We start from the raw sequence: 15,316 nt of genomic DNA, 5'->3' as shown, positions 1-15,316 counted from the left end.
ATTGGCTGAGGAAGCCTGGCTGGCCAATAACCATGTGCCTGGCGTGTTATCCGGCAAGCAGCCTCTGGTTGCCTCGATGGATGGCTATGTCACTGTGGGCGGCGAGGACGAGGCAGCCGAATACGTTGAGGAAAACGGGAAGCCTTGGCAGGCTTCGCCCGGCGCCATCGCGTGGTTGGTGGAAGCGACCAGGAAATGGAAACCGCGCAGACGGCGGAGCAGGGTCGATGTCTAATTCGGGTATAACCCGCCTGACGCCAGCGGCATGCGAAGAAATCCAAATCCGCATGCTCGAGGCCTGCCAGAAGGTCGCCGCGGACCACGATCTAGCCATCGAAGGCGCCTGATGGCGTAGCATGGATATAGGAGCACTCGGCCCGATGCAAACGGCTCAGCTTTGGCCCCCGGACAGGCTCAAGCAAGCCCCAGCTTCTTCCTGAGTTCGGCATTTTCTTTCCGGAGGCGGTCGGCGAGAAGCTTCTTCAGACGGGCGTTCTCTTCTTCAAGCTTCACCAGATCCTTGAGCTCATCGCTCGGTGTCGTCGTCTGCCCGGCAACCTTCTTCCACCGAGAGTAGGTCTGTTCCGATATTCCGGCTTTCTGGACCGCGGCCTTGACGCTCTCTCCCCGTCCGATCTGCTTTTTGATCTCGCCGAGCTTTTGGGCCCGCTCTTTCTCAGAATATGTTTTCCGCGCAGTCCCGGCTGTAGGGGATGCGACCGCTTCAGATGAAGACGCCTGTTGGCCTGACTTGGCGGCGCTGGTTCGTCCAGCACCTTTCTGCTGCCCGGTTCGCTTCCTCGGCTTCGGCGCCCTTTGCTTGATACCAGGTGTCTGTTCCTTCACGGGCACGTCGGCTGGTATCTGGTTTGTCTCGGTTTCCTTGAGATCGGCCATGAGACCCTCCTAACGTTGTCAACATCTGTTCTCCCACGCAGCATCAAGAACTTATGGGCTTTGTCAACACGGCCGAAAACCCTGCTCTTCATTGTAGTCAACACAGGACAAAAGCAGAGGCTCCGGTGCAGTCGGCTTCCATATCGGTGTGATGCCGCTACTTTATCGCTTCCAGAAGTGCTGGATGGAACTCGCCGGGTGCCTCTACCTGCGGTGAATGTCCAAGCTCCGGGAATTCAACGAGCGTCGCGTTTGGAATGGCTGCGGCCGCGGCGCGTCCGAGTGTTGGATATTGGCCCAGTGTCTTGGCGACCTCCGCGCCGGCGCGATTGCCGCCAGGGGCCGTACGATCCTTGCCCCCGATGATCAGCGTTGTCGGTACGGAGATCTTGCCGAATTCATGGATCACAGGTTGGGTGAAGACCATGTCCGAGGTTTGGGCCTGGTTCCACGCCACTATTTCCTTGCCCTCGCCGGCGTACATGCCAGCCAGCATGCTCACCCAACGGTCGTACTCTGGTTTCCAGTCGCCATTGTAATAGAAGCGCTGCTGGTAGGCCTTGAGGCTGGCGAAACTGGTTTTCAGTTCGCTTGCATACGCCGCGTCGAGGGTGGCATAGGGAACACCTTTCGCCTGCCAGTCCTCGAGACCGATCGGATTGACCAGCACCAGGCGCTCGACGGTTTGAGGAAACAGCAAAGTGTAGCGCGCTGCGAGCATGCCGCCCATGGAATGGCCGACGAGGATGACGCTTGACACATCCAGGGATCTCGATGAGTTCAGCGGTGTTGGTGGCCAGTTGCTGAAAAGAGAATTGATAGTTCTGCGGCTTGGTGGACTTGCAAAAGCCGATCTGATCGGGCGCAATGACGCGGTAGCCCGCCATCGTCAGCACGTCGATGGTCACCTCCCAGGTCCCGGCGCAGAAGTTTTTACCGTGCAATAGCACGACGGTCTTGCCGTTCGCCTCCCCGCGCGCCGGAACATCGAGATATGCCATTTCGGTGGGCTGACGCTGCGAAGTGAAGCTGTGGATCTTGACCGGATGGGCATAACTGAAACCCTCCAGCCGAGGGCCATAAACGGCACCGGAGGCGGTCGCGCCGGGATCCTGGGCGAGAGCCGATGTAGTTATGGTGAAGATGATGGCGACGCTGGCTGAAATACGCATGGAAGTCCTCTCTGTGATTTTCGGCGAGGATTATCGCCATCAATACGAGTGGCTTGTGACATGCCCAATCACCATGTGGGCATACAGATAACGATCGGTTGACTGTGGGAGTCTCGAGTGTGAGCCTCCCGGTGCATTCCGACGCGCTTGGGTCCTGCCGTCACAGGCCACCCGTCAGTTAACGCGAGCGACCCGTAATCGGCGGCGCGTTCGTAGCGCCCGAGATCTGATATGGCACGCAGAACGACCGCCTGTGCACGGGGCGACTTCGCTGTTGGAGAACCGGGACTACATTATTCGCATCACCGCAGAACGGGGTCGGCCGTGAAGATAAGCACGGGCTCTCCGACGAGAGATCACAAGGAGTGATGGCATGGCTATCGATTTCAACCACACGATCCTGTCGGCCCGCGACAGTGAGGCGTCGGCAAAATTCTTGGCGGAAATGCTTGGCCTTCCAGCCCCGAGGCGCTGGGGCCCCTTCCAGATGGTCACGACCGAAAACGGTGCCAACCTCGACTACATGGAGACCGGCGGCGAAATCACGCCGCAGCATTATGCGTTCCTCGTCAGCGAAGCCGAGTTCGACGCGATCTTCGGTAGGATTCGTGAGCGGAATCTCCGGTACTGGGCTGACCCTGGCCGGACACAGTTGGGCGAGATCAATCACCACGACGGCGGCCGCGGCGTTTATTTCGAGGACCCGAACGGTCATCTTCTCGAGATCATTACCCGTCAATACGGCAGCGGCGGATGGAACCCGTGATCGCTCGGTGACGTAGCCAGGCGGACGCTCTGCTGTAGCTTGATGCGGTACGGGCTGGCGGCGCCAAGATCGCATCTTGCGCCTTTTCATTGCGTTATTCGGCGGGAGTATCGGGTCGAAGTTGCAAAACAGTGCAGTCTGGAACTCAACAGCCGAGGCCTGTACCGTGTTTTCATGCGTCACAAAGTTGACGCCCGTCCAAACCTCCGCTCAAGGCTTTAAAAGAAACCAGGTTTGCGCCCTGGCGGCAAAGGCTTCAGCCGGTGGACCGTCGAATTCGTGGGGCCGCGCAAGGTCTCGACGAAAAACGCTCCCATTTCCTCCTGCAACGCGGTCGTTGTTGCGGCGCTTCCTCCATGGCCTTCCTGTTACCGATCAGCCGCTCGGCGGTGGCAAAAGCGCGCTGCCATCGTTCCAGCTCGCCCGGCGGCAAGGGCTCGTCCCACGGCATTAGCTCCTCAAACGCCGAGCACCAGGTGATGTTGAATGCACACGGGAGGAGATCGGCGAATCGCAGCTCCCGGCCGAAGCGTCTCCGGATCCTTTCATGCGCACACGCCTTGCACAGCGTTTCGTTCTTCCGCGCTATTTGTCGCCAGATAACATCCTTTAGCATCGGCGCCACTTCATCCGGTTCAAGCCCACAACGATCGCAACGAATGTTCATCGCGGCTCCTCTATGGGTTCAGGCCCGCGCAGCAACCGACGTTCGAAGGTCCCGAAGAATGGGGATTGCGCGGAATGCGCGACCTCCCTTTGCAGGCGTGCCGAGGGCCGACAGCAGCCTGATCTGTTCGTGCAGATCGGCCATTCTCGCTAGCATTTCACCGCGTTTGCGAAGCAACCCTGAGATCGTGTTTTGGTAGCTGGCATCCATGATAACATCCTCCAGCATGGCCTCCTGCCCCCTCGAGTCGTGGGGCTATGTGGAGGCTGGCGCTGCATCGGGTATATCGGGGACAGAAGCGCGCCAGCCTTTCCCGCGGCCGGATTTCATCTGGACGACTTGGTTTAGCCGTAGAACCCCGGGCCGCCAGATGTGTCAACGAGGAAGGCGCCCAAGCTGTCAATCAGCACCGAAGGTTGACCCCTTCCCAAACCTAATAAGTACGTGACTGTTGCTTACAAATTCGCGACGCAGGTGGGTCATCATCGGCGCCGATCGTGACCCCACCCATCTCCATTTCATTCAGCACATCAAGACGTTACGGATTCTTGCACGGGGGTCAACCTTCGGTGCTGATTGACAGTCGACATGGATAGTGACGCAGACGACCGCTTCCGCGCCACCCGACCAGAGCCGCCCGACGTTTCCGCTCATCCGGGCCGGGCCTGCAAGGCGTCCAGAGATGGCTTGCCGCCCGTACTTTCTTCTCCGCCGTTCTCGCCGATCTCGAGCGGCTCATCCGCGAAGCGCCATTTGAGCTGCACGCCGCCGTCGGGAGTGGCTTGCAGCGCCGGCACAGCGGATAGGAGCTGGCGGGTATAGGCGTGGCGTGGTGCGTCGAAGATCGCGTTGCGGCTGCCCTCCTCCACGACGCGGCCATGCTGCATGACGACGACGCGATCGGCGACCTGCTCCACCACTCCGAGGTCGTGGCTGATGAAGAGACAGGCAAAGCCGTGGCGCTGCTGCAGCCGGGCGAAGAGGTCGAGCACCTGCGCCCGCACGGTCGTGTCGAGGGCCGAAACCGGCTCGTCGGCGATGACGAAGGCAGGCCGGCGCACGATGGCCCGGGCGATCGCCACGCGCTGCCGCTGACCGCCGGAGAGTTCGTGCGGATACCGTTCCGCGAAGTCGCCGCCGAGCCCGACCTCGTCGAGGACTTCAGCGACACGCGCCCGCCTTTCGGGCCCTTTCATGCCAGGCATCAGCCGCAGGGCCTCGCCCACCAGCGCGCTGGTCTTCATGCGCGGATCGAGAGAGGAGTAGGGATGCTGGAACACCACCTGGCAGTTGAGCCGGTAATCGGTCCAGTGGCCTGTGCGTGGGCCGTTGATCGGACGGCCGCAAAAGAGGATGTCGCCGCCGGTGGGCCGGATCATGCCGGCGATGGCGCGCCCGAGCGTCGTCTTGCCCGAGCCCGAGCCGCCGACCACGGCAACCACCTCGCCGGGATCGACGCGCAGGTCGATGCCGTGGAGCGCTCGCTTGGGCGCGGACCGGCGCAGGAAACCCTGGCGGCCGGCATATTGGACGACGAGATCGCGGACTTCCACGATCGGAACGCTCGCCCGGCCCGCTCCGCGTTCAGGCCCACGTCGCGGCATCGCGGCCAGCAGCTTGCGGGTGTAGGGTTGGCGCGGATGCTGCAGCAGGTCGCGGGTCGGTCCTTCCTCGACGATCGCGCCCTCCTGCATCACTATGACACGGTCCGTGTAGCGGGCGACCATCGACAGGTCGTGGCTGATCATCAGCACCGCCGTGCCGCTATCGCGGGTGAGATCGACCATGAGCTCCAGCACCTCGCGCTGGATCACCGCGTCAAGCGCCGTGGTCGGCTCGTCGGCGACGAGGAGCGCCGGGCGCAGGAGCATCACCGAAGCGAGCATGATGCGCTGGCGCATGCCGCCCGAGAACTGGTGCGGATAGGCGGAGAGCGCCGCGACCGGCTCGGCAATGCTGACGCGTTCCAGCATATCGAGCACGAGCGTGCGCCGCGCATCGGCCGTGAGGTCGCGGCGATGCAGGGCAAGCCCCTCCTCGAGTTGCCGACCGATCGTCATCGACGGGTTGAGCGAAGTCATAGGTTCCTGGAAGACCATGCCAATACGGGCGCCGCGCAGGCGGCGCAGTTCGGCAAGCGGCATGGTTGTGATCTCGCGGCCTTCGAAGCGGATGCTGCCGCCGACACGGCGGACCGCCGGCGGCTCCAGCCGCATGGCGGCGCGTGCGGCCATCGTCTTGCCGCTGCCGGATTCGCCGACGATGCCGAGCCGTTCGCCCGGCGCCACCGTGAAGCTGATGCCTTTCACGATCTGCATCCCGGTGCGCGCCACCTCCAGCGTCAGCCCCTCGACTGCAAGGAGCGTATCGTTAGCCATCATATCCCCCTCATGCGCGGGTCGAGCCTGTCGCGCACCGCGTCGCCCAGGAGGTTGATGCCGAGCAGCGTCAGCGAAATGCAGAGGCCGGGGAAGATGCCGAGCCACGCCGCCTGGGCGATGAAGGCGCGGCTGGCGGCCAGCATGTTGCCCCAGGTCGGCGCCGGCGGTGGCACACCCAGTCCGAGGAAGCTGAGCGCGCTTTCGGCGAGCAGAACCCAGCCAAACAGAGAAGTGGCGAGCACAGTGAGCGGCGCGATGCAGTTCGGCAGGATGTGCCGCCACATGGTGTAGGCTTCCGAATTGCCTATGACGCGGGAGGCCTCGACGAACTCCCTCTCGCGCAGCGACAGGACCGTGCCGCGCACGACACGGGCGACGGAGGGCGTGTAGGCCACACCGAGCGCGAAGATGATGCCGTATTTGTTGGCGCCGAACACGGCGAGCAGGCCGAGCGCCAGAAGGATTCCGGGGAAGGCGAGCAGTGCGTCGTTGAAGGCCATGAGAATACGGTCGATCCAGCCGCGAACGAAGCCGGTGAAGACGCCAAGTGCGGTGCCGGCCCCAACGGCGAGAATGACGGTCAGCAGGCTGATCCAGGCGCTCGTCGAAGCCCCTGCCATCAACCGGCTGAGAACGTCGCGGCCGAACTCGTCGGTGCCGAGCCAGTGCGCAGGGTTCGGCGGCGCAAGCCGGGCCATGAAGTCGATCGCGAGCGGGTCGTAGGGCGTCCACACCGCGCCGATTAAGGCGGCGATGGCCACCACGCCGATGAGCGTGCCGCCGATGAGGGCGTTGGGCGCTGAATAGTTCATTCTGCCGTCACCCGCGGATCGAACATGGGATAGAGAACGTCGACGACGAGGTTGACCAGCACGTAGACGACGGCGATGAACAGCATGCATCCCTGGATGACGGGATAGTCGCGCGCGAAGATGGAATCGACCAGGAGCCGCCCCAGGCCGGGGATCGTGAAGACGGTCTCGACCACGGCTATGCCGCCAAGCAGGTTGCCAAGCATCAGGCCGATCAGCGTCCAGGTCGGGGCGAAGGCGTTCTTGAAGGCATGCCGCCATAGCACCGCTCTTTCCGAAAGCCCCTTGGCGCGGGCGTGCGTGATGTAGTCGAGGCGCAGCACCTCCAGCGCACTCGCCCGCGCCATGCGCATGAGCACGCCGATCTCGTGCAGGAACAGGGTCATCACCGGCATGACCAGATAGAGGAAAGCCCGCCACGGATCGTCGGTGAAGGAGACGTAGCCGACAACCGGCAGCCAGCCTAGCTTGAGGCCAAAGAAGAGGAGCAGGAGGAGACCGAGCCAGAAGGTCGGGACCGAGAGAAGCAGGGTTGACACGGCGACGAGGGCGACGTCGAGCGCGCTGTTCTGCCGCCACGCCGCGATCATGCCGGCGGGCACCGCCGCAAGGCTCGCGAAGAGGACCGCGGCCAGGACCACCTTGGCACTGACCCAGAAGCGGCTCGAGCACGAGTGGCAGCACCGCCTGGTCGGAGGTGATGGAGCGGCCGAGATCGCCTGAAAGCGCGTTCTGGAACCAGATGGCGAACTGCACCGGCAGCGGCTGGTCGAGCCCCAGATTGCGCCTCAGATTGGCGAGGCTCGCCTCGTCGGCGAGGTCGCCAAGCATCAGCGACGCCGGATCGCCCGGCACCAGCCGGATCAGCCCGAAAACGGCGACGGCGACGATCAGCAGCGTTGGCACTGCCATCAGGATGCGCGTGATCGCGAAGCGAAGCATGCAAACCTCCAACTGGAAGAGGCGAGGGGTCCGTCAGTCGACGACGCTGACTTCCCAGAGACGCGGCTTGCTCTCCCAGGTGGAGAAGCCTTCGAGCCTGCTCGAATATGCCCAGGAGCCGACGCCGTTGTAGAGCACGATCAGCGGAGTGTCCTCCATCATCAGCTCGTGCATCTCATGGAAAATCCCGGCGCGCTTGTTCTCGTCGGCCACAACGTAGGCCTGGTCGAGGAGGGCGAGCGCCTTCGGGTTCTCCCATATCTTGCGCGGCTGCTCGTCCTTCGGTCCTGCGAACTGCTCGTAGCTCAGCGCCGGATCGAGGCGAGAAGAGTAGGAGAAGGACTGCATTTGATATTTGCCGGTCTGGTAGCGGTCGAGTTGGGTCGCCCATTCGAGGACCTCGATCTCGGCCTTTATCCCGGCAGCCTGCATCATCGCCTGCGCCATCACAGCCACCGCGTAGCTCGGCACGTGGACACGCTGGTTGGCGAGGATCGTGACGGTCTCGCCCTTGTAGCCGGCTTCGGCGAGAAGCGCTTTCGCGCGCTCGACATCGTGCTTGTAGCCGCGCTTGTGGACTTCGTCATAGTAGGCGGAGTTTACCGGCACGGCTGAATTGTTGGGGACGCCGAGACCGTTGGAGGCGGCGGCGACGAGTTGCTCCATATCGAGCGAGGCGGCGATGGCCTGACGCAGCTTGACGTTTGAAAGCAGCCGATCGCGCGTCTGGAACAGGAGCGCGTGCTTGGAGGCGACCTGCGGGGCCGAGACGGTCAGAGCCGCATTCTGCTTCAGTTCGGGGACGTCGGAATCCACCACCTGCGAGGCGTCAAGGCTGCCGCCGAGGAGCGCCGCCTTCACCGTCGCCGCATCGGGCACGATCAGGAACCTGGCATCCTCGATGAGCGGCCGCTTCGAGCCGACATAGCCGTCCGGTTTGTCGCCGGGCGGGGACTGGTAGCCGTCAAAGCGGGTCAGGGTGACGTATTCGCCGCGCTTCCATTCACCGAGCTTGAACGGACCGGTGGCGACGGGCTTGTCCCAGCTGCCGTCGGCCTTGAGCGAGTCCTTGTGCAGGATCGCGGTCATGGCGCAGTCGGTGCGCGCTAAAGTGGCGAGGAACAGCGCGCTCGGTTTGTCGAGCTTCATGACGAAGGTGCCGGGGTCGGGGGTTTCGGCGGACACGACCTTGAGCCCGCTGCTCCCGTCGAATTCGGGCAAGCAACGCCATTCCGTCGCGGGATCCATGTAGCGCTGCCAGCTCCACAGCACGTCCGCCGAGGTCATCTCGGCGCCGTTGTGGAACTTGATCCCCTCCCGCAGCGAAAACGTGTAGGTGAGCCCGTCTTCCGACACGTCCACCGATTTCGCCAGGAGCGGTTTGACGCGCGCATCCTCGGCATAAGCGACGAGGCCTTCGACGACGTTGAGGATGACGCCGTCCGTATTGTCGTCGCGATTGACGCCCGGCTCAGAACTACGGATATCGGCGGTGATCGCCACGGTCATGGTCTCCGCCATCGCGGGCGTGGCAAGCAAGGCGGCAATGCCGAGCGGCAGGGCAGTTAAGAGACATCCGGTCATTGTGGTCCTCCTTCTCATGAATGGCTCCGGCCGGCGCTGGGCCTGTTCCGGATGAACGTCGAGAGCGATTTCATGCCCGCCCGGCACGGCGCGCGGTCAGGCAATCGGCGAAGAAAGTCTTGACCGGCTCGACGCAGCGCAGCCCGTCGTGCGACACTCCCGGCATGAGATCGAAGCGAACGCCGATCCCGGCTGCCTCGAAGGAACGGCGCAGGCTTTCGAGGCGCTCTGGACGCGTGCGCCCAGCATCGTTGGCGTGCGGCATGAAGTAGCGTCCGCCTTCGCGGTGGGTTATCTCCCAGGTTTCGAGGTCGGCGGCGCCGACCACCATGTGGACCGGCACCTCGCGCATGCTGTCGAGATCCACCGAAACGCCGAAGCGCTGTTCGAGGTCGCGCACGCCTATCCACCAGTCGCGGTTGGAGTCGAGAAGCGTCACCGAGCCGGGAGCGCCGATCGAGGCCGCCCACAACCGGCGCGGGTGCAGGATGAGAAACCGATGGGCGAAATGGCCGCCGCCGGAATAGCCGAACAGCGCGAAGCGATCGAAGGCGAGGCCATAGCGCTCGGCAACTTCCTCGACCATGTCGGTAAGGACGAGATCGTAACGGATGTCGGCCTCGAGAATGTATTTGAAGCCGTCGCGGTTGCCATCGCCGCGAACGCCGGCGGGAAACAGCGCGCATAAGACGATGCAGTTGTTCCAGCGGCCGAATTCCGCAAAGGCATCGCGATAGGCGATGAAACTGCGGCCGGTGCCGTGCATGGCAACGACGAGTTCGGCCGGATGCGGGCCTTCGCCGAAGCCCGGCGGGACATAGAGGGCGTAGCTGAAGCGCGGATCGGCGCGGCTCGCGAAAATGGTGGTCTCGCCGAGATCGTACATCTGCCGGCCACGAGCGCCGCCACCATCGGCAAGATCGGCCGCGCGAACGTTCATGAGCCTGGTTCCTCGTTTTTGGTTGATTAAATTGGCGCCAATCCTTACATGGCAAAATAGCACTGGCAAGCCGAAATGTCCTTCAGTTAGGTAAAATGCAGTTTTAGTTCTCGGGCCGGCGAGCGCCGGACACGCTCGTCATTTTTGCCGCGAAATGCGGTAGGAGATGCGGGCGAGACAGAGGAGGGCGGCGAAACATGCAGAGGCCAACCAGGAGAGCGGGGCGCGACGATGTTGCCGATCTCATCGCCCGGGACATCCAGGCCGGCCTCCACGGACGCGGCGCCTGGCTGAAGCAGATCGATCTGCAGAAAGGTTACAGCGCCACCCGCATCGAGATCCGCCGCGCGCTCGACCGGCTGGTGCTGCGCCGCCTTGTCCAGCACGAGCACAACAAGGGCTACCGGGTCTATGCTCCGGACGAGAACCATACCGACCAGATCCGTGATGTGCGTGTCGTCTTGGAGACCGCGGCTGCGGAGCGCATCCTTGAAACCGTCGATGCGGCCGCGATAGAGGAACTGCGCAACCTCGCCCGGCGCTTTGCCGATCTTCTCATGACGGGAACCCTCCTTCAGCAATACGAAGCCAACCTCGCCTTCCACCACCGCATGGCGCAGCTCTGCCCCAATCGCGAGCTCGCGGATCTCGTTATGGAGTATCGCGGACGCGGGGCCTCCGCGCCGCTCACGCAGTGGAGCACGCGGGCGCGCATCGAGAAGTCAGCGCGCGAGCACATGGAAATAGTGGAGGCGCTCGCCGCGCGCGACCTGCCGCGGCTGAAGCTGGTGGTCGCGGCGCATATCCGCCAGGTGGAGGCGAGCGAAACCGAGGCTTCTTCGCAAGCCGGCCGGTTTTCGCCCGCCTGAAACGCTATTCGGCGAGCGTGACCTCCCACAGCCGCGGCTTGGAAAAGATCGAGGCCTTGTAGTTGCCGACCCGCTTGGAGAAGGCCGAAGCGTCGATGCCGTTGTAGAGCATCAGGAACGGAGCCTCGGCGAGGAAGCGCTTGTGCAACTCGTCGAAGATCGCCTGGCGCTCGGCCTTGTCCGAGACGACCATCGCCTTGTTTAACAATTCCTGTGCCTCGGGGCTGTCCCAGGCCTTGCGCGGCTGCTTGTGCTTGGAGCCCATGACCGAGTCATAGCTCAGCGCCGGGTCAAGACGCGCCGAATAGGGGAACGCCATCATCTGGTAGTTGCCCGATGAATAGCGATCGAGCTGGGCTGCCCATTCGAGTACCTCGAGCGTGACGTTAATGCCCGCCGCCTGCATCATCGCCTGGGCAATGACGGAGGATGCGTAGGTCTGGGGATAGCGCTGGTTGGTCAGGAGAGTAATCGGCTCGCCCTTGTAGCCGGCCTCCGCGAGCAGCGCCTTCGCCGCTTCGGGATCGTAGGTGTAGCCGACGTCGTGCGCGGCGGTGTGGTAGGCCGACAGGGAGGGCACCAGCGAGTTGTTGCGTTTCGTCAGTCCTTGGGTCACCGCTTCGACGAGCTGCTCTGTATCGACGGCGGCGGCGATCGCCTGCCGCAGCTTCACGTTGGAGAGCAGCGGGTCGCGCGTCTGGAACAAGATGGTGCTGGTGCCCATGTTGGATGACACCGACAGGCCGAGATCGGGATTGGGCTCTATCTCCTTCACGTCCGCATTGGCGAGATCGGGCACGACGTCGATATCGCCGGCCTGCAGGGCGGCTTTCGCGGCCGCGCTGTCGGGGATGATCATGAAGCGGACTTCGTCGACGAGCGGCCGTTTGCCGCCGGTAAGGCCGTCACGCTCGTCGGGAAGGCTCTGATATCCCTCGAAGCGTTCGAGGCGGATAAATTCTCCCTGCTTCCATTCTGCGAATTTGAACGGCCCGGTGCCGAGCGGCTTGTCCCAGCTTCCGTCCGCCTTCAGCAGATCCTTGTGCATGACGCCTGTCATTCCGCAGTCGGTGCGCGCGAGGCTCGCAAGGAACAGCGCGTTCGGCCCGCTGAGGCGGAACACGATGGTTTTCTCGTCTGGCGTGTCGACTGCCTCCACCTTGACGCGGCCGCTGCCGTCGAACTCGGAGAGGCAGCGCCATTCGCGCGCCGGGTCCATATAGAACTGCCACGACCAGGCGACGTCGGCGGATGTCAGCGGCGCACCATTGTGGAAGGTAACGCCGTCGCGCAGCGTGAAAGTGTAGGTCTTGCCATCTTCCGAGACATCGACGCTCTTGGCCAGAAGCGGCTTGACAGTGGCGTCCTCGCTATAGGCGACAAGCCCCTCTACGGTATGCAGGACGACCGCGTCCGTATTGTCGTCGCGATTGATGCCCGGCGTCGTGCTGCGGATGTCGGCGTTGAGCTGGACGCGGATTGTGGAGGCGGAGGCGGGTATGGCAGTCAGCATCGCCGCGGCGGTGATCATGGAGAATAGCAAGCGTGACATTGGTTCGTTCCCCTGTTTCTTCGTTCAATTCCGGGCCGGGCCGCGGCGATCCTCACTCCGCCGCGACAGGAAGCGTCACCGGGTCGCCTTTCAGGTCGTAGCGGGTGAAAGTGCGGCAAAGCGCGGGCAGCGGAGCCACGTCCATGATGCCGGCCGCCGGCTCCATGACGACCATCGCCACGGTGGCCGAGAGATTGCCGCGACCGCCGGGCCGGGGCGGCCTGCAGACGGAATAGGGCGCTCCGAAATCGTCGAAGAGTGCGTTTTTGAGGTCGTCCATGGTCAACCGTTCGCCCGCGGCGTCGAGCAGCCGGCGCACTCGCCAATCGCGGTAGAAGCTTTCCGGCACGCTCGGCACGCCGGTGTTGACGAGCTTCGAAAGCGCCGTCGCGCTCACCCAGTGGTTGGCGTGGACGATGAGCCCGTTCTTCGGATAGAGCGGAAAGGCCTCGTCTGGCGCGCACTCGAAGTCGATGGCGAAACCCTCCACCGTGCTCAGCATCATGTTGTTGGAACAGGCCTTCGCCGTCGCGGCCACCGCCTTCATGGCGAGCGCGAAATGTGTCTGTTCGAGCACCCTGCGGCGGATGAGGGCGAGCGGCACGCCGGAGGTGCGGAAGTCGCGTTCGCACTCGAGATAATTGGCGGTGATAGCAATACCGGCGGCGTTCATGCCGCAGCGGGCGAGCCCGCCCGCCTCGACGAACGTCAAAAAATCCGGGCCGTCCTCCTGCTCGACCCTGAGCACGATGGCCGTCTCGGCGCATTCGGCGCGCCAGTCCCAGTTCTGCGCGTGCAGGACCGACGCCGTCGCGCTGCGCTCGGGCAGCACCGCCACGCCCGTGCAGCCGTCCTCGGGCTCTTCCTCTGGTTTTCCCGTCTCCTGGCGGGCCTTCGCGACCACTTCGGTGCGTGCGTTGATCATGACGATGTCCTCGAAGGGGACATCGGCGCCGCTGGCGATGCCTTCCATCTCCTCGAGATAATGCGCGCCGAACCCGCCGATCTCGGCCGCGAACTCCTTGATGAGGCGCGACCTGGCGCCTGCGTCGTAGCCGAGTTCGTCGAGAGTCGTGCCATAGATCGAGGCGCTGCGCCGCACGCGGGCGGCCGCGGCCGCGCCATACTGGCGGCCGCGTTCGAAGGGAGCGCCCGCCACTGACACGAAAGGGAAGGGGATCGGAGTGATTGAAGACATTGCGTTCCAATTGCGCTTTGTTAGAATAAAACGCAGCATACGGCCGGCGCATGGCCTGTCAATATCTCTTGTGCTAATCCGTCGATGACCCTGCAAGAAGAGAAATCGATGACCGTTCCACTCGCCAGCAGCCTCCAGACCGAACTCGCCCGCCAGATCGTCTCCCTCGCCGTCGATCACGGGTGGGATCGCGGCCAGCGGCTCTCCGAACTCGCGCTCGCCAATCAACTCGGCGTGTCGCGCTCGCCGGTTCGTGCGGCGCTCAACGCCCTCGCCGGCCACGGTCTCGTGCGCTACGAGCCGAGACGCGGTTTCGTCCTGGCGCGGCTGCCGTCCGACGCCGACCAGATCGACGGCGTGGCGCCGCCGTCCGAGATCGAGGCGCTTGCCGGGCGTTTCATGACAGATCGCGCCGCTGGCTCCCTGCCGGCAGAAGTATCGGAGGCGGAGCTATCAGAGCGTTATGGCGCGCCGCGCGGACAGGTGCGCAAGGTACTGCTGCGATTTGCAGCCGACGGGCTGGCGCGCCGCCTGCGTGGCCACGGATGGGCCTTCACCGAGAGCCTCGACACGCCGGAAGCGGTGGCCGAGAGTTATCATTTCCGGCTGGTGATCGAATGCGGAGCGATGCGCCAACCCGGATTCCGCGTCGACCAGGCTGCGCTCGCCGCGCTCCATTCCGCCCAGAAGGAGATACTCAACTCTCCGGCTGCTTCTATCAAGCGCGAGCGGTGGTTCCGTGTGAACGCGGCGTTCCACGAGACGCTCGTCGCATGGTCGGGGAACCGGTTCCTGCTGCAGGCTATCCGCCAGCAGAACAATCTGAGGCGAATGACCGAGTACGCCGATTTCGACGAGTTGAGCGAGGCGCGCATCCAACGTGCCTGCGGCGAGCACATCGCCATACTCGACGCTCTCGCCGAGGGCGATCTCGGCTATGCCGAGGCACTGCTGCGCCGGCACATCGAGCGCGCAGGCCGCGACCCGGCGCAGGAGGATTGATTTCTCGCGCCCCCTTCGCCAGGCACTGGAACGCGACTGGATCATTCCCACGGGCCACCTTCGGGCTTCGACTACTCGTTATTCATGCCAGCGCGCTCATCGATTCCGAAGGCGTCCGCGCCGGCGCGTTTCTCAAGCTCCTTGGCCCATGGATGACCGCGATGATGGGCGAGCTGCCGGGGTATGCGGAGAAGATCGACAGCGGCAAGCACGGCGTGAATGTGGTGTCGAACCTCGGCATGCAGGCCGCCTCGCTGGACAACATCCTTACCGCTAGCCGCGACCAGGGCGTCGCCACCGATCTGCTCGCCCCATGCTGGAATTGTTTCGCGAACGGGCGGGCGCCGGTTTCGGGGACGAGGATATCTCAGGCATATTCGAACTGATCCGGCGAAAGAGCGGGAAAGCGGGGTGAAGCCATCGCGGATGGCCCGCCGTGCCATCGCTGCCGACATTCTGCCAATCCCGGTTCTCGTGGAGATCGCGCGGTAGTCTCTCGTTCGTGAAAAGCATGGAGAGGCCGTTCACGACTCG

General features: G+C 63.7%; 15 protein-coding genes and 1 pseudogene. 6 read left to right on the top strand and 10 right to left on the bottom strand.

The genetic code is table 11. The features are described 5' to 3' along the window. Window position 1: 1 nt before the first annotated feature. Window positions 2–235, top strand: a complete 234-nt coding sequence (locus ACG873_RS13220; protein WP_394892279.1) for a hypothetical protein — start codon at window positions 2–4, stop codon at window positions 233–235. A 179-nt stretch (window positions 236–414) separates the two neighbouring features. On the opposite strand, the gene ACG873_RS13215 is transcribed toward ACG873_RS13220, so the two are convergent. Continuing rightward, entirely contained in the window at window positions 415–897 is a 483-nt protein-coding gene (locus tag ACG873_RS13215) for a transposase (RefSeq protein WP_394892278.1), read from the bottom strand. Window positions 898–1,054: 157 nt separating this feature from the next. Next, window positions 1,055–1,627 carry an alpha/beta fold hydrolase gene (locus ACG873_RS13210; protein WP_394892277.1) on the bottom strand — a complete coding sequence of 191 codons (573 nt, stop codon included), beginning with the start codon at window positions 1,625–1,627 and terminating at the stop codon, window positions 1,055–1,057. Window positions 1,628–1,643: 16 nt separating this feature from the next. Between ACG873_RS13210 and ACG873_RS13205 the strand changes: the two genes are divergently transcribed. After that, window positions 1,644–1,844, top strand: a complete 201-nt coding sequence (locus ACG873_RS13205; RefSeq protein WP_394892275.1) for a hypothetical protein — start codon at window positions 1,644–1,646, stop codon at window positions 1,842–1,844. Window positions 1,845–2,442: 598 nt separating this feature from the next. Beyond that, entirely contained in the window at window positions 2,443–2,835 is a 393-nt protein-coding gene (locus tag ACG873_RS13200; protein WP_394892273.1) for a VOC family protein, read from the top strand. Window positions 2,836–3,520: 685 nt separating this feature from the next. On the opposite strand, the gene ACG873_RS13195 is transcribed toward ACG873_RS13200, so the two are convergent. The 6 genes and pseudogenes from ACG873_RS13195 to ACG873_RS13170 form a co-directional block, all read right to left on the bottom strand. Beyond that, window positions 3,521–3,730, bottom strand: coding sequence for a hypothetical protein (locus ACG873_RS13195; protein ID WP_394892271.1), 210 nt, complete (start codon window positions 3,728–3,730; stop codon window positions 3,521–3,523). Window positions 3,731–4,152: 422 nt separating this feature from the next. Then, complete coding sequence (locus ACG873_RS13190; RefSeq protein ID WP_394893490.1) at window positions 4,153–5,880, bottom strand: ABC transporter ATP-binding protein; 1,728 nt, start codon at window positions 5,878–5,880, stop codon at window positions 4,153–4,155. Continuing rightward, window positions 5,880–6,695, bottom strand: a complete 816-nt coding sequence (locus ACG873_RS13185) for an ABC transporter permease (protein ID WP_394892269.1) — start codon at window positions 6,693–6,695, stop codon at window positions 5,880–5,882. Before ACG873_RS13185 ends, ACG873_RS13190 begins: the two co-directional genes overlap by 1 nt. Beyond that, window positions 6,692–7,637: pseudogene (locus tag ACG873_RS13180) on the bottom strand (ABC transporter permease). The gene ACG873_RS13185 and the pseudogene ACG873_RS13180 overlap by 4 nt, the downstream one beginning before the upstream one ends. A gap of 33 nt (window positions 7,638–7,670) precedes the next feature. Then, a complete protein-coding gene (locus ACG873_RS13175; RefSeq protein WP_394892267.1) occupies window positions 7,671–9,221 on the bottom strand; it encodes an ABC transporter substrate-binding protein in 1,551 nt (516 codons plus the stop codon). A gap of 70 nt (window positions 9,222–9,291) precedes the next feature. Further along, window positions 9,292–10,161, bottom strand: a complete 870-nt coding sequence (locus tag ACG873_RS13170) for an alpha/beta hydrolase (protein WP_394892265.1) — start codon at window positions 10,159–10,161, stop codon at window positions 9,292–9,294. A gap of 197 nt (window positions 10,162–10,358) precedes the next feature. On the opposite strand from ACG873_RS13170, the gene ACG873_RS13165 reads away from it, so the two are divergent. Next, complete coding sequence (locus ACG873_RS13165; protein WP_394892263.1) at window positions 10,359–11,030, top strand: GntR family transcriptional regulator; 672 nt, start codon at window positions 10,359–10,361, stop codon at window positions 11,028–11,030. A 4-nt stretch (window positions 11,031–11,034) separates the two neighbouring features. Here ACG873_RS13165 and ACG873_RS13160 read toward each other — a convergent pair whose 3' ends face one another. Both ACG873_RS13160 and ACG873_RS13155 read right to left on the bottom strand, forming a co-directional pair. Next, on the bottom strand, window positions 11,035–12,582 hold the full coding sequence (locus ACG873_RS13160; RefSeq protein WP_394892262.1) for an ABC transporter substrate-binding protein: 1,548 nt from the start codon (window positions 12,580–12,582) through the stop codon (window positions 11,035–11,037). Between the two features lie 52 nt (window positions 12,583–12,634). Further along, a complete protein-coding gene (locus ACG873_RS13155; RefSeq protein WP_394892260.1) occupies window positions 12,635–13,780 on the bottom strand; it encodes a C45 family autoproteolytic acyltransferase/hydolase in 1,146 nt (381 codons plus the stop codon). A gap of 108 nt (window positions 13,781–13,888) precedes the next feature. On the opposite strand from ACG873_RS13155, the gene ACG873_RS13150 reads away from it, so the two are divergent. Together ACG873_RS13150 and ACG873_RS13145 are read left to right on the top strand one after the other, a co-directional pair. After that, window positions 13,889–14,782, top strand: a complete 894-nt coding sequence (locus ACG873_RS13150) for an FCD domain-containing protein (RefSeq protein ID WP_394892259.1) — start codon at window positions 13,889–13,891, stop codon at window positions 14,780–14,782. Next, on the top strand, window positions 14,779–15,168 hold the full coding sequence (locus ACG873_RS13145) for a hypothetical protein (protein ID WP_394892258.1): 390 nt from the start codon (window positions 14,779–14,781) through the stop codon (window positions 15,166–15,168). The genes ACG873_RS13150 and ACG873_RS13145 overlap by 4 nt, the downstream gene beginning before the upstream one ends. Window positions 15,169–15,316 lie beyond the last annotated feature (148 nt).

The organism is Allomesorhizobium aridi, from assembly GCF_043769475.1.
Taxonomy (GTDB): Bacteria; Pseudomonadota; Alphaproteobacteria; order Rhizobiales; family Rhizobiaceae; genus Allomesorhizobium.
Note: the sequence above shows the minus strand (reverse complement) of the source record. Positions and strands in the feature narration are given on the sequence as shown.